At 70.6% G+C, this 19,572-nt stretch carries 24 protein-coding genes; 6 read left to right on the top strand and 18 right to left on the bottom strand.

The window, feature by feature from the left end:
* Window positions 1-13: 13 nt before the first annotated feature.
* Window positions 14-208, top strand: coding sequence for a hypothetical protein (locus AB0L33_RS30345; RefSeq protein ID WP_365686525.1), 195 nt, complete (start codon window positions 14-16; stop codon window positions 206-208).
* Window positions 209-295: 87 nt separating this feature from the next.
* Here the strand turns inward: AB0L33_RS30345 and AB0L33_RS30340 are convergent, their stop codons facing one another.
* The 18 genes from AB0L33_RS30340 to AB0L33_RS30255 form a co-directional block, all read right to left on the bottom strand.
* Window positions 296-766, bottom strand: coding sequence for a hypothetical protein (locus tag AB0L33_RS30340; RefSeq protein WP_365686579.1), 471 nt, complete (start codon window positions 764-766; stop codon window positions 296-298).
* Window positions 767-868: 102 nt separating this feature from the next.
* Entirely contained in the window at window positions 869-1,060 is a 192-nt protein-coding gene (locus tag AB0L33_RS30335) for a hypothetical protein (protein WP_365686524.1), read from the bottom strand.
* A gap of 72 nt (window positions 1,061-1,132) precedes the next feature.
* Complete coding sequence (locus AB0L33_RS30330; protein WP_365686523.1) at window positions 1,133-2,566, bottom strand: transfer protein; 1,434 nt, start codon at window positions 2,564-2,566, stop codon at window positions 1,133-1,135.
* Window positions 2,563-3,405, bottom strand: coding sequence for a hypothetical protein (locus tag AB0L33_RS30325; protein ID WP_365686522.1), 843 nt, complete (start codon window positions 3,403-3,405; stop codon window positions 2,563-2,565). The genes AB0L33_RS30330 and AB0L33_RS30325 overlap by 4 nt, the downstream gene beginning before the upstream one ends.
* Window positions 3,406-3,489: 84 nt before the next feature.
* A complete protein-coding gene (locus AB0L33_RS30320; protein WP_365686521.1) occupies window positions 3,490-3,693 on the bottom strand; it encodes a hypothetical protein in 204 nt (67 codons plus the stop codon).
* Between the two features lie 25 nt (window positions 3,694-3,718).
* Window positions 3,719-4,153, bottom strand: coding sequence for a hypothetical protein (locus AB0L33_RS30315; RefSeq protein WP_365686520.1), 435 nt, complete (start codon window positions 4,151-4,153; stop codon window positions 3,719-3,721).
* An 11-nt stretch (window positions 4,154-4,164) separates the two neighbouring features.
* Entirely contained in the window at window positions 4,165-5,751 is a 1,587-nt protein-coding gene (locus AB0L33_RS30310; protein WP_365686519.1) for a hypothetical protein, read from the bottom strand.
* 888 nt (window positions 5,752-6,639) lie between these two features.
* Entirely contained in the window at window positions 6,640-6,840 is a 201-nt protein-coding gene (locus AB0L33_RS30305; RefSeq protein WP_365686518.1) for a hypothetical protein, read from the bottom strand.
* A 3-nt stretch (window positions 6,841-6,843) separates the two neighbouring features.
* Window positions 6,844-7,356, bottom strand: coding sequence for a hypothetical protein (locus tag AB0L33_RS30300; RefSeq protein WP_365686517.1), 513 nt, complete (start codon window positions 7,354-7,356; stop codon window positions 6,844-6,846).
* Window positions 7,357-7,638: 282 nt separating this feature from the next.
* Entirely contained in the window at window positions 7,639-9,762 is a 2,124-nt protein-coding gene (locus tag AB0L33_RS30295) for a DUF2637 domain-containing protein (RefSeq protein ID WP_365686516.1), read from the bottom strand.
* Window positions 9,763-9,908: 146 nt separating this feature from the next.
* Complete coding sequence (locus AB0L33_RS30290; protein ID WP_365686515.1) at window positions 9,909-10,286, bottom strand: hypothetical protein; 378 nt, start codon at window positions 10,284-10,286, stop codon at window positions 9,909-9,911.
* A gap of 120 nt (window positions 10,287-10,406) precedes the next feature.
* Window positions 10,407-10,730 (bottom strand): hypothetical protein, encoded by a 324-nt coding sequence (locus AB0L33_RS30285; protein ID WP_365686514.1) that lies wholly within the window; start codon window positions 10,728-10,730, stop codon window positions 10,407-10,409.
* Between the two features lie 66 nt (window positions 10,731-10,796).
* Window positions 10,797-10,970 carry a hypothetical protein gene (locus tag AB0L33_RS30280; protein WP_365686513.1) on the bottom strand — a complete coding sequence of 58 codons (174 nt, stop codon included), beginning with the start codon at window positions 10,968-10,970 and terminating at the stop codon, window positions 10,797-10,799.
* Window positions 10,963-11,157 carry a hypothetical protein gene (locus AB0L33_RS30275; RefSeq protein WP_365686512.1) on the bottom strand — a complete coding sequence of 65 codons (195 nt, stop codon included), beginning with the start codon at window positions 11,155-11,157 and terminating at the stop codon, window positions 10,963-10,965. The genes AB0L33_RS30280 and AB0L33_RS30275 overlap by 8 nt, the downstream gene beginning before the upstream one ends.
* A 6-nt stretch (window positions 11,158-11,163) precedes the next feature.
* Window positions 11,164-11,295 carry a hypothetical protein gene (locus tag AB0L33_RS30270; protein WP_365686511.1) on the bottom strand — a complete coding sequence of 44 codons (132 nt, stop codon included), beginning with the start codon at window positions 11,293-11,295 and terminating at the stop codon, window positions 11,164-11,166.
* Window positions 11,292-11,645: a hypothetical protein gene (locus tag AB0L33_RS30265; RefSeq protein WP_365686510.1), complete on the bottom strand. Its 354-nt coding sequence runs from the start codon at window positions 11,643-11,645 to the stop codon at window positions 11,292-11,294. The genes AB0L33_RS30270 and AB0L33_RS30265 overlap by 4 nt, the downstream gene beginning before the upstream one ends.
* The gene (locus tag AB0L33_RS30260; RefSeq protein WP_365686509.1) at window positions 11,642-12,178 is read right to left on the bottom strand and encodes a WhiB family transcriptional regulator; all 537 of its coding nucleotides are present in this window, start codon (window positions 12,176-12,178) and stop codon (window positions 11,642-11,644) included. Before AB0L33_RS30260 ends, AB0L33_RS30265 begins: the two co-directional genes overlap by 4 nt.
* Before the next feature lie 194 nt (window positions 12,179-12,372).
* A complete protein-coding gene (locus AB0L33_RS30255) occupies window positions 12,373-13,290 on the bottom strand; it encodes a hypothetical protein (RefSeq protein WP_365686508.1) in 918 nt (305 codons plus the stop codon).
* Between the two features lie 373 nt (window positions 13,291-13,663).
* Between AB0L33_RS30255 and AB0L33_RS30250 the strand changes: the two genes are divergently transcribed.
* From AB0L33_RS30250 to dnaB, 5 genes are all read left to right on the top strand, one after another.
* Window positions 13,664-13,993: an antibiotic biosynthesis monooxygenase gene (locus tag AB0L33_RS30250; RefSeq protein ID WP_365686507.1), complete on the top strand. Its 330-nt coding sequence runs from the start codon at window positions 13,664-13,666 to the stop codon at window positions 13,991-13,993.
* Window positions 13,990-15,246: a helix-turn-helix domain-containing protein gene (locus AB0L33_RS30245; RefSeq protein WP_365686506.1), complete on the top strand. Its 1,257-nt coding sequence runs from the start codon at window positions 13,990-13,992 to the stop codon at window positions 15,244-15,246. Before AB0L33_RS30250 ends, AB0L33_RS30245 begins: the two co-directional genes overlap by 4 nt.
* A 54-nt stretch (window positions 15,247-15,300) precedes the next feature.
* Window positions 15,301-15,663, top strand: coding sequence for a helix-turn-helix transcriptional regulator (locus tag AB0L33_RS30240; RefSeq protein WP_365686505.1), 363 nt, complete (start codon window positions 15,301-15,303; stop codon window positions 15,661-15,663).
* A 651-nt stretch (window positions 15,664-16,314) separates the two neighbouring features.
* Complete coding sequence (locus tag AB0L33_RS30235) at window positions 16,315-17,943, top strand: hypothetical protein (protein WP_365686504.1); 1,629 nt, start codon at window positions 16,315-16,317, stop codon at window positions 17,941-17,943.
* A gap of 100 nt (window positions 17,944-18,043) precedes the next feature.
* A complete protein-coding gene (dnaB, locus tag AB0L33_RS30230) occupies window positions 18,044-19,450 on the top strand; it encodes a replicative DNA helicase (protein ID WP_365686503.1) in 1,407 nt (468 codons plus the stop codon).
* Window positions 19,451-19,572 lie beyond the last annotated feature (122 nt).

Genomic DNA, 19,572 nt, shown 5'->3' with positions numbered 1-19,572 from the left:
GCAAGGGGGCGCGATGTCAGTCGAGTTCGATTCGGTGATCGCCGACGGAGTCATCTATCCGGCGATCACGGACGACAACGGAGTGCTGTGGATCGACGACGAAGACGACTACGAGGTGGTCGTCGACCACGCGGTCGTCGACGGCGTGATCTATGAGGCGGAGGTCGACGACGAGGGCCGCCTGCTGATCTACCTGGACGACGACTGATCGCGCGGGCTGCTCCGGGCGGCCTGCGCCGTACTCGACTCCCGGCCTTGCGGGCGGGGTTCGAGTACGACGCAGGGTGCCGGGTGCTCAGCGGATGTCGTTGCGGGTGCGGGCGAAGAACATGCCGCGCGTGCTGCTGTTGTTGTGGATCTCGGTGCGGTTGGTGACCGGGCCCTCGTAGATGTTCTTGGTGACGGCGGAACGGGCGCGGCTGATCGCGCCGCCGATCGCGGTGGCGGCCATGGCGAGGCCGGCGAACGGCAGGGTGACCATCAGGACGCTGTTCAGCGTGATCGAGGCGAGGCCCTGCAGAACCAGCCAGGCGCCGCAGCCGATACCGGTGATCCCGGCGCCGACGCCGACGGAGGCGACCGCGATCCCGGCCGCCCAGGCGGGCACGATCCGGCGGTCGTCCTGCTTCACGGGCGGGGTGTCGCCGTACGCAGGCAGCTCGGTGTCGTCGCGGAACGACGTCGGGAAGTGACGGACAGGCTGCTCGGCGCGGAAGTTCGCGTCCAGGATCCGCTTGGCTTCGACGGCGGCCTCGGAGTCGGACATCGGGCGGCCGGCGGTGGGGTGGAATTCCACGGCGTTCTCCGTTCGGGTACGGGTGCGCCCTCCCGGCCGGGGTGGGAGGGAGGGCGCGAAGGGCGGGGCGGGTTATCCGATGCTGCTGATCCATCCGGCGACGCTGCTGATCCCGCTGGTGATGGCGGGGGCGATGCCGGTGAAGGCGAGGGTGAAGCCGAACAGGGCGGCGGCGAATGCGGGCCACAGCCGCAGGTAGCCGGTGCGCAGCAGGACCAGCACGATGATTCCGGCGAAGACGACCAGGGAGACGGTCAGCGCCACAGCGGGGCTCCTTCAGGGAAGGCCTGCGGCCGGGCGGGCTCGGGGCCCGGCCCGGCCGGAGTACGGGCGGGGCTACTTCTTGAGGGTGGTCAGGGTGTTGCGGACGCTGCCGAGCTGGACCGTGCGGCCGCCGTCCTCGTTGACGAGCTCCAGGACCTGGAGCGCGTCCAGCTGCTCGTCGTGGGCGTCCAGGACGGCCTGGACGCGGTCGCGTAGGGTGCGGGCGCGGGGCTTGGCCGCCGAGGCCGGGACCGGGGAGGCTGCCCGGGTGCCGGCGGAGCCGCCGGAGCCCTTCTTCTTGACCCCGCCGCCTTCGCCGTCCTCGTCTTCCTCGGGTTCGGGGAAAACCGCCCGGTACGCCTCCATGCCGTCCAGGCGCTGGCCGTAGGCGTCACCGATGAGGTCCCAGGCGTCCTGCTCGATCTCCGCCGGTGCGCCGGGGCCGTAGAGCTCCAGGATCTCCGGGTCCAGGCCCTCGGTGGGCATGTCGGAGCCGATGTTCCAGAACCGCATCTTCGAGCTGGGGTAGCGGCCGTTGACGTTGTACGCGGTGCCCTGGGTGCCGGGCAGGTCGTCGTCCTCGTCGAACTGGCTGATGAGGTCGACTTCGCCCGCGTACTTCGGGATGGGGGCGAGGACCTGGCCGGTGGGCAGCAGGCCGTCGGTCACCAGCTGCTTCATCATGCTGGACGTCCAGCGGAGCAGGACGACTTCGCCTTCCTTCAGCATCGCTCGCAGCGTGTCGCTGCCGCCCATCTCCTCCAGGTGGCCGGCCTGCGCGAACAGGCCGATGCCGATGCCCAGGGAGCGGCCGGTGCGGCCGATGTCCTTGATGTAGAAGGTCGCTTCGTCGCGGTAGGGCGCGCCCCTCTCCAGCAGACGGTTGGCCTCGTCCACGATCTGGTAGATCAGCGGGTCGGGGCGGCCGATGAGGAACTTGGAGCGGCCCATCCTCGAGTAGCGGTCCTGGCGGTCCATCATGGTCAGCCACGTGGTGCGCAGCTGCGCCATCGTGCCTTCCTGGGTGGTGACCCGCCAGGCGACGTTTCCGTCGCCGCCGTGCTCCTTCTGTCCGAACGCCTCGGGTGCGGACTGGCCGCCCTTGAGGTCGGCGTACAGCACGGCGATCCCGGAGCGCTTCATCGCGGCGAGGATGATCTGCCCGGCCGTGGACTTGCCCGCGCCGGTGGTGCCGAACAGCAGCAGGCGCTGCGCGGAGCCGGACTTGGGGTCATACAGGCGCAGCAGGGAGGCCCGGCCGTTGTGGTAGCGGCCGATGTAGATGCGGCCCTTGGCGTCCATGAGGAGCATCTGCGGGTCGGCCAGGATGACCTGGGCGAGGGGGTCGTCGGGGTAGATGGTGACCAGGGCCTTGGACGTGCCGTTGGTTTCGACCGCGAGGCGGTTGACGTCCTTGATGCCGAGCGCGTCGGCCAGGCGCATCGGGTGGTAGCTGATGATGTCGCCGGGCGGTGCTTCCACCGTCAGCTCGAAGATCCTGCTCATGCGGGGAGCTCCTTGGGGTTCTCGTCGGGGATGTCGACGGTGCGGATCTTGGTGATGACCGTGCCGGGCATGCCCTTGGGGGCGATGAGCTTTTCCCAGGCGGTGTAGAGGTCCAGGGCCTGCTCGGGGGCCTGGCCGACGATGAGCCGACGGACTCCGGCGCCCCGGCGGGGCACGGGGGTGATCCCGATGTCGTCCTCGGGCCAGTTGATGGCCGCGGACAGCTCCAGCAGGTCGATCCTGGGGACCGGCTTGCCGGGGAGGGTGGAGCGGATGACGGCGCTCATGGAGTCGTCGCCGGTCCGCTCGATCTGCTCCAGCACGGTGTTCGGGGCGGCGCCGCCCTCGATGGCGACGTGGCTCGCCCAGAAGGTGGCCATCGGGTGCTGAGGCCCGTCCTGACCGGTGTCGGCGACCAGGAGCTCCTGGGTCTGCTCGATGGCTTCGGGGGTCAGCGACCTCTCGCGGCCGACCAGGATCCGGGCCATGCAGGCCGGGCGTACGTACAGCACCATGGCGCTCCATCCGGCGTCGGCGAGCAGCTGCCAGTACCAGTCGATGCCGGGCACCAGGCGCTGCACGGTGAGCAGCGCGGTCATGGACAGCGAGGGGGCCAGGTACAGGCCCATCGCGGTGTTGCCGACCGCGTCGCGTGGCAGGGTCGCCGACCACAGGGCGCCCCATCCGGCGCAGCCGAGGGCGGCCAGGACGGAGGGACCGTAGAAGTCGTGGGTGAAGGTGCCGGTGGCGAGCGCGCCGGTGCCGGCCACGGTGGCGACGCGGCCGAAGGCGTTGCGGGCCAGGGCAAAGCGGCTGCGCAGGGGTCCGAGGCGGATCATCGGTGAGCTCTCCTTCAAGGGCATGGGGAAGGGCGGCGAACCCGTCGTGGGTTCGCCGCCCTTAGTGCTGGTGGGGGTGGTCGGTCAGCTCTGGTTGCCGCGGAGGTAGTCGAGGTCGATCGGCTCGTCGATGCCCCGGCCGGTGCCGCCCGGGGCGTGCTGGTCGGCGCAGTCGGCGGTCCACGACTGGTGCGGGTAGCAGGTGGTCCGGTCGGCGGCGTTCAGCCTGTCGACGGCCTCCGCCTGGTCCTCGCGGTTGATGGCGTTGTTGAGCTTCCGGCTCCTCATCGTCTCTCTCCTGTTCTGGGGGTGGTCAGCGGTTGCTGTAGAAGGTGCGGTCGGCCATCTCGATGCCGTCGGGCATGTTGTTGGCGGCATCCGCGACCGCGCCGTAGTCGGCGATGTGGCCGTCGGCGGTCTCGTGGAACAGCGAGGACATCTCCTCGCACTCCACCGCCATGGCCTCCGCCTCCTCCTTGCAGTCCCGCATCACGGTCGCCGCTTCGCGGTGCTCGTTGACGGTGGACTGGTCGACGGCCTTGGACGCGGCGAGGTCGGCAAGCCGGTCGACCGAGCTCGCGCATTCCTCCACGTACCTGAACGTGGAGCGGACCTGGTGGGACAGGCCCGCCATGGTGGCGCTGGCGACGGTCAGCTGCGCGACGACGATGCCGAAGCGGACCGCGCCGACGATGACGGAGCCCGTCTTCTCCAGGGCTCCGCCGATCACGGGAACGAGATCAGACACGTGGGTTTCTCCTATTCGACGTGGTAGTCGCGCTCAGCGGGTGCGGCGTGGCCGTGATCGCGGGTGACGTCGGCGAGCGGCTTGTGGCGGCGCGCCGCGTTCTCACCGGCGGTAGCGATGGCCTCGGAGGCGGCGGGGAGCTTCTCCGCCAGGGCCTCCGCCTTCGCCTTCACGCTGACGGCCTTCTCCGCAAGGATCAGCACCCAGCCCTCCAGGACGCCGGGGACCTTGAGGTCGACGATTTTCTGGTGGAGGGCCTCCAGCTTCGTCATCATCCTTTCGCAGCCCTCAGCCGCGGCGTTGGCCTCGTCGACGCCCGCCATGATCTCCTCCGCCATGTCGGCGTCGGAGTCGATGACGTCGTAGATCGTCAGGTCGCTGTCCGCGTACTGGGTACTGGGTGCCTTCGCCGGGATGGGCACGGTCACTCCGGTTCCTCCTGTTCGTGATGCGGGAATAGCCCCGGCCGGGATGCCGGCCGCACGGCGGTTCTCCTTGCGGCGGGCGGTCCATGCCTCACCGCCGACCTGTTCGACGGTGATCGTCGCTCCCTGTGCGTAGCCCCAGCCCGGGGGCGGCCCGAAGCCGCCGTCCGGTGCCCCACCCGGCCCCGGCGTGGTGTCGGAGCTGGTGGTGCTGGACGGGTCGGGCTCGGAGCGTCCGGAGCGGCGGGAGCTGGCCCGTTCCCACCAGCCGCGGCGGGTGCGGGACTTGTCGCCCTTCGACTTCGGGCCGGTGCTGCTGGCCCTGGTCGACTTGGGGCTGGTCGGCTTCGGCCCGGTCGTACCCGTGCCGCCGGTGGCGGCCGGGCCGGAGCCGGGCTTGCCCGGCCTCTTCGTGAGCCGGACCCTCTTGCGGAGGTTCACCTTCGGGGCGGTCCCGCCGGGGCCGGCCGGGCCGCCGCCCGGAGTGGGCTTCGGCTTCTTCGTGAGGCTGACCTTCGGTGTCGCCGCCGTGCCGCCCGCGCTGGGCGGGCCGGTCTTGGGCTTCTTGGTCAGGTCCGCCTTCGGGCTCGCCGGAGCAGCTGCGGCGGCCGGATCGGGCTTGGCCTTCTTCCCGTTGAGGATCCGGTCGACGGCCCGGTGGCGCAGCGCCCCGCGGATCGTCGTCGGTGTCGCCGACGTTCCCGGGCCGCTGGTGCCGGTCTTGGGCTTCTTGGTCAAGTCGACCTTCGGCCGCGTCGCCGGATCGGGCTTGGCCTTCTTGCCGTTGAGGATCCGGCCGACCGTGCGGTGACGCAGCGCCCCGCGGATCGTCGCCGGGGTGGCCGACGATCCCGAGCCCTTCTTGGTGAGGTCGACCGGCTTGCGGCCGGTCGGCGTCCAGGAGCCGGTGGTGATGCGGTCGGCGACCCGGGCCCGCGCCGCGTCCCGGACCCGGGGGCCGCGGTCCGGCTTGGTCGTCCCCTTGGTGTCCTTGCCCTTGCCGTCCGTGCCGGACGTGCCGGTCGTCGGGGTTTTGGGCTTGGGGCCGTTGCGGATGCGCTCGGCGGCACGGTCGCGGGCGGCGTCCCGGATTCCCGGGGTGCGGGTGTTCGTCGGCGTCGGGGTCTTTGGCTTGGGGCCGTTGCGGACCCGGTCCGCGGCACGGTCGCGCACGGCTCCGGAGAGGCCGCCGGAGTTGTTCCGCGTGCCGGTTGTCGGGGTCTTTCCGCCCCCCGATCCGCCTTTTTCGCCGCCCTTTCCTGCGGAGGACCCCAGGGTGCCCCTGCGACCTCCGCCGGAGCCTGGCCGCCCTCCGCTGCCCAGCGTGGGCGTTCGGCCGCCAGAGCCGCCGCCAGGCGTCTTGCTGGGCGTCATGCTTCCGCCCCCGCCCTGCGGCTTGGTGCCGCCGGAGGAGCGGAAGGTACTCGGAGTGTTGTTCTTTCCAGATTTTGTCCGGCCACCCCCGCCGCCTGTTGTGCGGGTGCCGCGCCCGAATTCCGGGCCGGACTGCAGGCGGATTTTCTGGCGGGCCGCTTCCGCCCCGATCGAGGCTTTATCGGCCGTCGCCCGCTGCTGATCTGCAATTGCCCGGTGGTGTTCGTGTCGGGCTTTCAGATAAGCGCTGGCATTCCATGCGCCGCGCATTGCGGCGACGGTAATACCGGCCATCATCACCACCGACATGGCGGCAATTCCGACCCCTTGCGGACTTTCGGGGATTCCGGGGTCCGCGTTCGCGGTAGTCGTTGTATCGCTGCTCCCGACGCTGGAATTCCCGGCCACCAGGAGGGAGGGCGGGGGTGCCAGGGCGGGCAGCGCGGGCAGGGAGGGGGTGGCGGCGCCGGGCGGTGGGGTGCTGCCCACCGGACCCGGGATCGTCAGCCCGCCGGGGAAGCCGTAGACGGTCCCCCCGGCGTCGTCGTCGGCCATCGGCCGTCTCCTTCGGTCAGTCACTCAGCGTGGCGAACCCGGGGGCCCTTACGCGCGCGTATAGGCGCGCGTGATGGGCCCCTGGATTCACGGAGTGAGGCGGTGATGATGAGCGGTGATGAGCGCGGAGCGTTACGGCGAAGGCCGCCGGCCCTGCTGCTCCAAGGTCCAGCCCTGGAGCAGCACGACCAGGTCGGCCCACGCCGCGTCGTCGGTGCCCGCCAGGAGGCGGGCCAGGTCCCACATCGCGGTCGCCCGCGCCTTGTTCGTCGTGGTCTCCGCCAGGCGCTTGTCCCAGCGGGCGACCTGACCCTTGGAAAGCTGGACAGCCACTTATCAGGCCCTCTTTTCCAGGAAGTCCAGGAAGGTGTGATCGCCACCGTCCGTGCTGGTCTTCTTCGCGATCGCCTTCCCGTCACCGGTCGGCTCGGTCAGGGCGTTCGAGAGGCCGTTGAGCTGCCCGGCGGAGCTGACCGCGCGTGCGGTGCTCAGGCCCTTCTTCCGCGCCTTCTCCAGCGCCTTCCTCTCCGCGTTCTCCGCGCGCTTCTCCGGCAATTCGACGTAGCGCTTCTGGAATTCCGCGTCCAGCTTTCCAGCGTGATTCACGGCGTCCCGCAGGTCGCTTTCGAGCTTCGCCAGCGGACGCGACGCCAGATAAGCACGAATTCGGGCCTCGAAAGGCTTGTCGCCCTCGATGTCGATGTTCTCCAGGTCGGCGCGGTACTCGTTGAGCAGCGCCCTCACGTCGTCGGCCATCTGCCGCAGCCGCTCGCGCTGCTGGGCGCCGTACAGGGCGGTGCCGCCGGGCTTCATCAGGTGGTCCGACGTCCACCTGCTGTTCTCGGTCATGGGGAAGACCTCCAGGTCTCGGGGGTGGGGAGGGGAGTGGGTTCATGGGTCCGTGTCCCCGAGGCATGCGTGCGGGGCCGGGATCGTGCTCGGTACGAGGCGGCTCGCCGGCGCCCTGCTCGGGGCGGGGTGCGGGCGTGCGGCCTGCCGGCCGTGGCCGTCACCGGTCCGCGCTCACGCTCGGGAGCGTGGGCGAGCGCGGACCGGGGGCGACCATGAGCGGCAGGGGTGCTGCCAGACGGTGAGCGCGTGAGGCGCTCACCGGGGGCGAGCGCGGCGCGCTCAGCGAGCGCTCGGGGTGCCCTCTTCGACCTGAGCGCGCAGACGCTGCGCGGTCGGGCGGGAGACCGGCTCCTCGGACAGGCCCGCATCGGTGAGCGCGTCGCGGATCTCCGTCCACTGCGGACGGCGCCCGAGCTCGGTGTAGAGCCGACGGATACGAGCGTGGCGGCGCTTGGTGAGCGCGTCGCTCTCGCTGCGCGTGAGCGCGTCGTCCGCTCGCTGAGCGTCGTCATCCTTCGTGGCGCGCTCACCCTCGTGAGCGCCGGAGGTGAGCGCCAGGCGCTCGCGCTCGCCGTCCGCCTTTGCGGGGGCGAGCGCGCTCACGTCGGGGTGAGCGCGGGCGCTCTCCTCCACCCGTTCGACGGTGTGAGCGTCCTCGGGGGCGAGCGTGTCGGCGAGCGCGGCGGGCGCGGAGCCGAGCTTGAGCGCCATCCGCTGCTCCAGCGGAGCCTTGCTCCGCCACCGCCACCCGTACTCCTCCTTGAGCTGCGCTCGCAGGTAGGTCTGCTCCTGGAGGCGGGTGAGCGCCTCCTCGTAGGAGGTGATCTCCCACAGGATCATCCGGCGGCGCAGCCGGGCGGTGGGGAGCGGAGCGAGGATCCAGCGGGAGCGGCGCACCGTCTCCATCCGCACCTTGCCGGTGACCGCGCCGATCCGTGTCGCGTAGACGTGGGAGGCGATCTCGGAGAACACGACCCACAGCAGGGTGAGGGCGGCGTGCCCGAGACGGCCGGCCGCCGAGTCCGACGCGGTCCAGTTCAGGTAGACGGTCACCGCCGTCAGCGCGCGGGGCACCCAGCGGATCCAGCGCAGCTCCATGCCCATCCGGATGAGGATGAGGCTGGCGCCGGTGAACGCGGGGATGGCGACGTCGATACCGACAGGCAGCAGCCACGGCCAGTCCCAGCCCCATGTGGCGGCCTTGGTCTCCAGCGCGGTGTAGGAGGAGAGCAGACCGAGGGTGGAGACGGTCGCGGCCGCCAGGATGATCCCGACGACCAGGACCAGCTCCTGCCCGGACAGCGCCGGAACGCCTCCGGCGGGCCGGGCCTCATCGCGGGCCTTGCGCCGCACGGCGCGGGATTCGGCCCGGATCTCCCGGCGCCGCGCCCTCTGCACCGTGCGCTCCGTCGCCGCCTCCAGGACCCGCTCCGCTTCGGCGAGGGCTTGCGCGGCGGCGGTCTGGTCGGCCGCAGCCTGCGCCGCCGCTTCCCGGGCCGTCGCCGCGTCCGTCTCCGCCTGCTCGCGCAGCCGGGTGACGTCCCTGTCCGTGGCGGCCCGCAGCTCTTCAGCGGAGGTACGGGCGTCGGCCAGAGCACGGTCCGCGTCGGCACGAAGGCCGGCGGCCATCCGCTCCGCCCCGGCCCGCACCTGCGCGGCCTGGTCGCCCGCACTCTCACGCATCCGGTCCGCCTCGCCCCGCGCCCGCTCCAGCGCCTCTTCGGCGTCGGTGGCGGCGCGGCTGCGGGTCTGCGTCGCGGTGCGCTCCGCAGCCGCGAGCAGCTCGGAACGCGCCGCCTCCGCGTCGGCGAGGGTCTTCGCCGCGGCCCGCTTGGCCTCGGTGCGGACCTGTTCCGCCTGCGTAGCCGCCGTGGTGGTGACCTCATCGGCCTGCCGCCGCGCGCCGGCGAGCAACTGCTCGGCAGCCGTGCGAGCGGCAGCAAGGACCTGATCGGCCTCGCCGGTCGCCTTCACCATGACGGTGTCGGCCTCCGAGCGGGCGTCGGCGAGCAGCTGCTTGGCCTTCGCATCGGCATGGGCACGGACCTGGTCGGCGTCGGCCCGGGCGGAGGCCAGGATGCGGGACTGCTCGCTCGCAGCGGTCTCGGTGATCGAGGCCGCTTCTGCGCGCGCGCCGTCCAGCAGCTCGGTCGCGCGGGCCTCGCCGTCGGCGAGGACACTGGCGACATCGGCGGCGGCCTGGTCCCGAAGGTCGGCGGCACGGTCGGCGGCGTCGGCCAGGACCGGATCGGCCTCCGGGTGCACCAGCGGCACCGTCTCCTCAGAGGCGGTGGTCTGGGCGGGGATGGAGGCGGGCGCCTTGGCGCGCCTGGTGCGGGGCTTCGCGGCTGGGGCGGCGGCTGGGGCGGGCTTCCGCCTGCGCCGGGTGGTGGTGTTGGCCACGGGGGATGTCCTCTCTTACGTTCCGGCGCCTCGTGCAAGAGGTCACTGCGGGCCGGCGTCGGTCGGTAGGGTCATGACCAGGCCCTCCGGGGCCCCGGCAGCTCGAATGCCGGGGGCCCGGAGGGCCGCGTGCGTGGGGCAGGTGGTCAGGGACGGGCGGGCAGCGTGCTGCTGTCCTGCCCGAGGTGCTGGCGCAGCCAGGCGACGGCGGCCGCCGTCATCGCCCCGGTGTCCGGCTCGCTGAGCGGCGCGGTGTCGATGTCGTGCATCGCGTCCGTCGCCGGGAGCGGCCGCATGTAGGCGGGGTCGATCCCGTCTCGGTGGCGATTGGCGCCCAGCTCGACCAGGTCGTAGAGGACCTTGCGGGTGTCGGCGTGCGTCCAGGACCGTTCCACCCGGCCGACGACGGTGTGGCCGGGCAGGCCGAGCCAGAACCGTTCGACGTCGCGGAACAGGACGATGTCGCCCGGGATGTAGCGCGTCGCCGGTCGAACGGCGGGCTGTGTCTGCGGCTGCTGTGCCATGCGGGGCTCCTTGTGTGCACCGGCGCGAGGCCGGTAGATCCGGGCTGTCCGGCTCCCCTCGGCCCCGCCCGTACCGGCACGGGGCCGGGACGGGCGGGGGAGGCAACCGACAGACGGAAGTCACTTGGTGTTGAGCAGGCGGAACGTCGCAAAGGCGGTGGAGTGGGGGTCAACCGTGGCCATGACGATGCGGTCGGCCTCGTCGCCGTCGCCGCGGTGAACGGCGGCGGCCGCCGCCCGGGCGGCGGCCCAGTCGATGCGCGGGGTGTTCGGGGCGAGACGGTGCAGCCGGGTGCGCAGGGTGCGCCAGGCCCGGCGGACCGGGTGGGGGCGGCGGGCCCGGTTCAGGCGGGCCGCGGCGTCGCGGTGCCCGAGCTCGTGGCGGAGGATCTGCTCGGAGTCGTAGTCGGCGGCGGTCCAGCCGTCGCGGCGGATGGTGCGCATAGCGCCTCCTGGGATGGCATCTGGCCGGGGCGATGCCCGGATGAGGGGATGCGAAAGGTCGGGCGGTCAGCCCTTGCGTCTCTGCTGGGCGAGGTAGGCGTCCTGCAGCCGGGTGAACTGCTCGTACAGCGAGGCACCTGCGGGGCAGGGCTGGCTGTTCTGGCACGGCGGGCAGCTGTTGCGGTGGGTGCGCCATGCGGTGCTGGCGGCCATGTAGCGGGTGTGGAGGCTGTCAGCCACCGTGATGGGTCCGTTCGGGTTGTGCGGGGTGGATTTCGGCGACGCGGTGGCCGGCCTCCCATGCCTGCGCGGCCGCCGTGGCGGCGGCCGCGAGCAGGAGGCGGGTGAGTGGGTGGGCCAGGCCGCGTGCGGTGATGGCCCGGGCCGCGCGTTTCTGCGCGGCCCGGGCGGCTCGTATGCGATGCACCGGCTGCTACTTCTGGCCGGTGCCGCCGCATGGGGTGCAGGGCTGCATCTCGAGGGACTGGAACGGGACGCCGTCGGCGCCGACGTGGTTGACGGTGACCATCTGCTGGCCGGTCCCGCCGCAGGAGGTGCAGGTCATCGGGCCACCCCCGCCGTGCTGTGCGCGGCCGGTGCCGGAGCGGGGGCCGCGCCGCCGCAGCGGCACTTCCAGAACCCGCACAGCACGCACGCGTCGTCCGCTCGCTGGAAGGTCAGCGGACGGACCAGTCGCAGGAACGGCTGGCGCTGGTAGCCGGGTGCCATCTCGGCGAGCGTGCGACGGGCCCGGCGGCCGGCAGCCTCGGCGCGCGAGTCACCGTCGAAGACCAGGCGGTCGACGAGCCGGTGGAACTGGTCGGTCTCGTCACGCTCGTAGCCGCGGGCGTCGTCCTCGCGCCGGATGTCGTCGATTCCGCCGGCGCGCGGGGCGGGGGTGAGGGCGGTGGTCATGCCGCGACCTCCCAACCGGTCCGGGCCCGGCGGGCCGACCGAATCTCGCGGATCCGAGCCGTGAGCATGCCGACCAGCACGTTCTGCTCGGCCTGCGCCCGGGCGGGCGGCACCCGCCTCCCCTCGACCGTGCGGTCCAGGGTGGAGGTGACCTCGCGCTGGACCTGGGCGACCAGGTCGTGGAGCTCGCGCTGCTCGGTGTCCCGGTCCGCGCGAACCGCGGCGGCCAGGCGCACGGCCTGAGCGGTGCGGATGGCGGCGAGTTCGGGGCCGGTCAGCCCGGCGCGCACCATGTCGTCCCGGCTGGCACGGCCGTCGCCGTCGCGCAGGGCGAGTTCCTCGCACGCCGCCCGGACGGGGCATCCGGTGCAGAGCCGGATCGCCTCGGTACGACGGGCCTGCCACTCGTCGGCCGGCTCGCGGTCCGCGCGGAACCAAATGTCCGGGTCGGTGTCGGTGCAGCGGCGTGCGCCGGCGTCGACCGTGGCCTGGAGTACGGCCCGGCGCGTGTGCCGGGCCTGAGTGGATGTCATCCTGTGCATGCGCATGTTGCCCTTCCAGAGAGGGTGAGCTGCGAAGACGAACCCCCGGGGGTGCCACCCCGGGGGTTCGTCGTATTCGGGGCCGATTGGCCCTGTGGCTGCTGTACGAGCAGGCCACGGCCCCGGCCGCCCCGCGGAGCGCGGGCCGGCCGGGGCCGTGGTCGTTCGTCGTCGGCAATTCAGGATCAGAACGAGGTGCGCGCCCACTCTGGGAAACGGGTCGCGCATCGGCCGCAGTGGAGGCGGCGGGTGATCCGGCACCATCCGGCATCGACCGCGTCGGCGAGGCTGGATTCGGTAGCACCGCAGTGCTCGCACGCAAGCTGGCTCCCCTCTCGCCGGACGGCAGCCTGACGAGGAGCCAGAGAAGCCAGGGGAACCTGCGGCCCCTCGGTGGGACGCTCGCCGTGCGGAACGGCACGACGCAGCTGGTCGGCCTGACCTGCAAGGAGCAGTTGCGTGCTGCGGGCGCTCTCCTGTGCAGCGCGGGCATTACGGGCCTGCTGGACGGCGAGCCGCTCGGCGCGGGCCTGCTGCTCGCGGGCAATCAGGCAGGTGGCTCGCGTCTCCTGGAAAGTAATCTCCAGGTCGCGACCCGTCTGGCATCGGCCGCTGCCATTGCACAGGGAGCAGTTGACGCGGTGTGCAAGGCCGGCGTGCCGGGCTTGCTCCAGCAGTCGGACCAGGCGGGCCAAGGGCTGCGGTTCACGGGTGGCGAGGCGGTACACCGGGGTCGCAGGGTTCGGAAGCGGCTTGTAGAACTGCCGCGCCGCGCGCCGGTTCTCCTGCGGCATCGCGTCTCGCAGCAGACGGTCCTGCCGGGCCTGCCAGCGCCGGACATCAATGTCGATGACGACGAGTTGGTCACTACCGGGGCAGGAGGGGGGCTTCTCTCCCTGCGAGACCGTGTCGATGCGGTGCTCGCGGATTTTGAGGACTGTGTCGCCCATGATCCGGCGCCAAGTACGGCAGTCGGGACAGGTGATCGTCCGCACCTCGCCCAGGCGGACGTTGTAGTCGGCGGGGTTCATCGTGCTGAGAAGTAAGGCAGCGCGGCCATTGGTGTGCTTGGTCCGTACGCGGCCGGGGCGTTTGCGGGGCATCGGGTCCTCCTGAATCGGGGGGCAGGTGAGGAGGCTGCTGCCTTCTCTGCCGCGCCAGGTCCGGCCACGCGGGCAGGTTGATTCCTGACGGACAGACAGCGCAGCAGGCGCTGTTCGAGGTAGATCCGGTGGAGCTATTCAGTACAGGCCGGCCGGGGGAGCTCGGCTCACCCCACTGCCACCGCCTCTGAAGAGAGAGGGTCCCTGCTGTTACGCGGTGGTACGTCTCGCCCACTCCTTGCGGTGAGGGCGAGCAAGCCGAACGTTACTAGCACCACAAGTGCTAGTCAACACTTTTGGTGCTATCTAGCACTGCAGCTTTGAATGTGAGAATGTGTCCATGACTAAGCGACATGAAGACGAAGGGGGCCCCGTGTTCACCGGATTCGCGCTAACGGTGCGGTTCACCCTGCGGGACGGAGACGCGGCCCTGCGGTTCGACGCCCTGGTTGCCGAGGTCGTGGAAGCGATCCGCGCGGAGCCTGGAACCCTCGTCTACGTGGTGCACACGCCCGTAGATGAGCCACTTACCCGTGTCTTCTACGAGCTCTATGCAGATCGCAACGCCTTTGGAGCTCACGAGGACCAGGCTCACACACGGCACTTCCTGAAGGAGCGTGAACAGTTCCTCACCAGCACGGACGTGGTGTTCCTGAACGAGATGACAGAGCTCAGCAAGCGCCCTGGAACGGAGGGTCCATGAAGCCGACAGGGCGGGACGTCGATCCTCAGGATCGAGTCTTTGGTCAACGCGTCCAGAAGCTCAGGAAGGAGCAGGGACGTACCCAAGCCGAGTTCGCCGCAGCCCTTGGGAAGACAAGCAGCTGGATGTCCCAGGTTGAGCGGGGAATCCAGCCTGTCCAGCGCATGGATCTGCTGCAGCAAATCGCCGATGGACTAGGCGTTTCGGTACAGCAGTTGCGACCCGACGCAGAGGGAAGCGGGCCATCACAACACCCCGCACCCCTGTCACTGTCTAACGACCTAGACGAGACGCGACGGCTGATCTCCGGCCACCCCGCACTTCATACCTTGCTGGCCGGCCCCGGGCCCGTCCCTGAGGCCTCAAGATCCACCGAGGCGTTGCGAAAAGATGTCAACGACCTCTGGGAACTTACGCATGCGGCTCAGATGGCGCAGGTCAGCGCCTTGGCTGTGGAGCTGCTCCCCGAGCTTGAGCGTGCAGTTCGCGCAGCGCCCAACGAGGCTCAACCGGAGCTATTCCTTCTGCTCTCGCGGGCCTACCAGGCCCTTTCGGCAGCGTTCGTCCGCCAGGATGAGGCCGACGCTGCATGGGTCGCCGCAGATCGTGCGATCTTCGCTGCCGAGCGGTCCGGTGATCCGCTGCATGCCTGCGCTGGTGTCTTCCGTATGACGCACGCGTTTGTGCGGTTGCGCAGTCTGGGCCAGGCCGAACATGCCGCTCAGGTCGCTATCGATGCCCTGAAAGCGCAGGACGACCGGCCACCGCAAGCTCTGTCCGTCCTTGGAGCCCTCCATCTGGCTCTCGCACTCGTTCACGCACGGGCGGGCGCCAGGACCGAGGCCAAGGGAGAGATCACTGAGGCACGCGCTATCGCGGCGGAGCTCGGCGAGAACCGGAACGATTTCAACCTCGAGTTCGGACCGGTCAACGTAGAAATCCAAGCGGTCAGCATCGCTGTAGACCTCGGCGACGCCGGCGAGGCTCTCGACATCGGGCTCGCCCTGGACGCAGAGGGCCTGTCGCCCGAACGACAGGGACGGCTGTTGATGGACCTGGGGCGAGCTCACGCGCAGAGGCGACATGGCGGTGAAGCCCTCGACTGTCTGCTGCGCGCTGAGACCCTCGCTCCGGAAACGATTCAGACACACCAGGCTGCTCGGGCAGCCATCCGTGAATTGGTGCTGGTCGCTGGCGCGAACGCTTCGCATGCACTGCTGGAGCTCGCCGAACGGGCCGATGCCCTTGACTAGCTTGATTTCTGGCGCGTTCTCACGTCAGCGGGACCGAACTCAGTGGAGGGGAAGATGCATGATCGCTGCGACACCTTCGTTCTCGCTGCTGAAGATCCTAGAGACCGTGTATGTTTTCCGGAATGGTTCCCTAGGCTGGAGGTCTCGATGTCCGATCCGCTAAGGCGAATTGACGCCCTGGTGGAGGAGGGCACTCTCCCCACGCCCCAGGTCCGTCGCCAACTCCGCGTTGCAGCTGGCCTCACGCAGAACGAGGTCGCTGAAGCCATCGGGGTCAAGCGACTAGCGATCTCGCGGTGGGAGGCAGGGCAAGCCCAGCCTCACCGCGGGAATCGTCGCGCGTACGCGCATCTCCTTCAAAGGCTGGCCTCGAAGCATCCCGACGCTGCCGCTGAGGGGCGTCTGCATGAGAAGTGACCAGCCGCCTTAGACGACCAACGCAGCGAGGCCGCCCTCTCCTGGCAGAGAGAACGGCCTCATAGCTACCGACTCGCCAGCCGCCAAGCAAGCCGAGTCGTGTCCGGTGAGGTGACCTCGCCGGGGTGATGCCCGTGGACCATGGGTCCGCGCAGTCACCTGTACCCAGAATAAGCGTCCCACCTCGCGGAACGCCACCATCTGGGCCCCCGGTCAGGTCACACCCGCCGCTCACGGCTCCCCTATCAGGGGAGATCGACCCACTATGTACCGCCCGCCCACCCGTCGCCGCGGCCACGTCGCGGCCGCCGGCCCGGCATTTTTTTTGAAGTTCACTGTCACGTCTGAGACGCATCGGCGCCTTGGGGTTGGCGTGACCACCATTTCTGCCGCCCAGGCCGCCCCCGCCCCACCTCACGGGACGCACATCAAGATCGTTGCCCGCGCTGCGGGAGCGACCGCTCCTTTTCAGGCTGTGCGGCCCTTGTACACAGCCCTGCCGGTCCCGAGTCAGCGGATGCGTCCCTCGTCCCGCACGATTCCGACATGTCACACGCGCGCGCCCCTTCCCACCTCTATGCGTATGACGCCCTCATGTGACCAGCCCTCTCTCGCCCCTTCCTGCCCCCTCCGCACCACGGAGGTGGCCCGATGAAGGACATGTCCCAGAACGAGTTCCTCAGTGCCCAGATCCGCCGGGCATGGGAGCCCCCGGAAGAGGTAGTGGTCCCGGCACCGCTCGCGTTCTCACCCGACCTGCAGCCTGAGGACTACGGCGTGCTCCTGCGTCTGCTGCTCCGAGACCCGGAGCTGCCTTCGGCCGTGAACGCTCTGGCCGCCGAGTTCCAGGCGTCGGGCTGGAAGATGGGCGACACGCGCCTCCGAGGCGTGATGAAGCGCCTGCGCAAGGCCGGGCACGTCCACCGCGAGCGCGATGGGTACGACGCCGAGGCAGGCAGGCCGCGATGGGCGTTCGCCGTGTACCGAAACCCTGCGAACAACCCCGACCGCGCCTCCCCGCGGGCATCCACGTCTTCGCAGGTCAGCCCGACACGTGGATTTTCAACGGAACGGCGCTCCACCCCCCGCTCCGACGCGTTGGATTCCAACGTCTATGCAGGTCAGCGCGACACGTTGGATTCCAGCGGATCGGAATCGGACACGTTGGAATCCGACGCGTTGGATTCCAACGTCTATGCAGGTCAGCGCGACACGTTGGATTCCAACGGATCCGACGTCGCCCCCCCCACTCCCCCCTATAGGGAGGAGGAGGATTCCTCCTCCCCTACGTCCTCCTCCGTCACCGCCGTTCCGGCTGGCGCTCCCGCAACAGACGCAACAGCCATCGCGGCCGCCTCCGAGTTCCTCGCGGAGCTCCCCGGACACTGGGCGTGCGGCCGACGAACCGCGGCCGAGTTCGCCCCGCTGCTCGCCGAAGCGGTCCAGGCCCAGGGCTGGGAGCTGGGCGCGGATCTCGTTCAGCAGCTGACCCGGCGTGCCTCGGCCCGCCGCGGCATCACCTCGGTGCTCCGTGAGCGGATCGAGGACCTGCCGCGCTACCGCGCCGTGCGCCGCGCCCTGGAACAGGCCCGGTCCCGGTCGGCGGCCGGGCAGGTGCCGGGCCAGCAGCTCGCCCTGGAGGACCAGGCCGACGCCCAGGGCGCCGCGGCCCTGCCTGAGGACGTGAGCCCGGAGCGGGTCGAGGAAGCTCGGGTGTTCCTGCTGACGCTGACCGGGCCGTGGGAGCTCCCTGCGCAGTCGGCACAGCGCCTGGCCCCGAAGCTCGCGTCGGTGACGGCCGAGCGGGGCTGGGAGTTCAACGAGCAGCTGCGTCAGGCGCTGATGGCGAATCCGGGCGGCGGCCAGAACTACGAGTGGCTGCTGGAGCACCGGCGGATCGCGACGCTCCCGGACCGCACCCGCAAGGCCCGGGCGTCCCGGCCGGCTGCCAAGGCCGGAATGTGCACGCGCCACCCGGACTTCCGCGCCGAGGACTGCCACTCGTGCCTGGTCATCAAGCGCAGGCAGGAGCGAGCCGCTAAGGCAGCCGCCGAAGCTGCAGCCGATGCCGGGCCGGACACGCAGTCCGCTGCGGCCCGTGAGGAGCAGGTGCCGGCCGATGTCGCCGCCTACGTCCAGGGCCTGGCGGCCGGTGCGACCGCGGACGAGGCCGCACGCCGCGGTGAGCCGGTGCTCACCGACTGGGAGCGCCAGCACCTGGCGCAGGAGACCGAGCATGCCCGGCGCCTCCAGGCCCACGACGCGGCCCTGAACGTCTGACCCGACCCGATCCCCGCTACGACCATGTGGGAGCGGGCCACCCCGGCCAGGGGGCGGCCCGCGAGGCACCCCACCAGCCATGACACCGTCAGGAGTGCACGTGACCACCGTACCGAGCAGCCGCCGCCCCTCGAACAACAACCAGGACCAGGACGAGAGCGGTGCGCCGTTCTCCCTGCTGGACCGCCCCGCCCAGCACAACGAGGCTGCGGAGAAGTCCTCCCTGGGCGGCGCGATCCTGTCGAAGGACGCCATCGGCGACATCGCCAAGGCCCTCGAGCCCCTTGGAGCCGCCGCGTTCTACAAGCCCGCCCACGAAACGATCTGGCTGGCAATCACCGACCTGTACGCGGCCGGCACCGACATCACCCCCATCAGCCTCGGACACCAGCTCACCGTCCAGGGCGACCTGGAACGCGTCGGCGGCCACGCCTACATCTCCCAGCTCGTCGATGCCTGCCCCAACGCCGCCCTGGCCGTCCACGACGCCGAAATCGTCCTCGACCGCGCCAAGCTGCGCCGCCTGGCCCAGACCGGCAACCACATCGCCCAGATGGCCACCACCGGCGCGGGCGAAGCCGACGACATCCTGGACGCCGCCGCGGCCGCCCTGGCCCAGGTCACCCAGACCACCGACGCCGCCACCGGCTACACCTTCATGGACGAGGTCTTCCAGAACGCGGTCGACGAGGCCGAGGCCATCGAACGCGACGGCCGCGAACAGGGAATCCCCACCGGGTTCGTCGACCTGGACGCCCTGACCAACGGGTTCCTGCCCGGCCAGATGATCGTGGTCGCCGCCCGCCCCGCGATGGGCAAGTCGACCCTCGCCGTCGACTTCGTGCGCGCCGCCTCCATCAAGCACCGCCTGCGCAGCGCCGTCTTCAGCCTGGAGATGAGCACCAGCGAGATCGGCATGCGCATCCTGTCCGCCGAAGCCCGCGTCGGCCTGCACCACCTGCGCAGCGGCACCACCACCTCCGAGGACTGGCAGCGCATCGCCCGCATCTCCGACCGGGTCCGCTCCGCCCCCGTCGTCTTCAGCGACAGCCACGTCAACACGCTCACCCAGATCAAAGCCCAGTGCCGCCGCCTCAAGCAGAACGGCGGCCTGGACCTCGTCGTCATCGACTACATCCAGCTCCTGCAGTCCGGCGGCCGCCGCCCCGAGTCCCGCCAGCAGGAAGTCAGCGACATCTCCCGCAACATCAAGACGATGGCCAAAGAACTCCAGGTCCCGGTCATCGCCCTGTCACAGCTCAACCGCGGCCCTGAACAGCGCACGGACAAGAAGCCGATGGTGGCCGACCTACGCGAGTCAGGCTCCATCGAGCAGGACGCCGACATGGTCATCCTGCTCCACCGCGAGGACGCCTACGACAAGGAATCCCCCCGCGCCGGCGAGGCCGACCTCATCGTCGCCAAGCACCGCAACGGCCCCACCGCCACCGTCACCGTCGCCTTCCAGGGCCACTACTCCCGCTTCGTCGACATGCAGCAGACCTGACCCGGCGATGACCCGCCAGCCCCACGCACCCCACAACACCTCTATGTGGCGCGCTCGCTGACGATCACCCATCCCCGAGCCGGATTCCTGCCCGGGGCGGAGATCACCGCTCACAGACCCGT

The organism is Streptomyces sp. NPDC052299 (assembly GCF_040679335.1).
GTDB lineage: Bacteria > Actinomycetota > Actinomycetes > Streptomycetales > Streptomycetaceae > Streptomyces.
The sequence above is the reverse complement of the archived record's forward strand: the minus strand, read 5'-3'. Positions and strand labels throughout refer to the sequence as shown.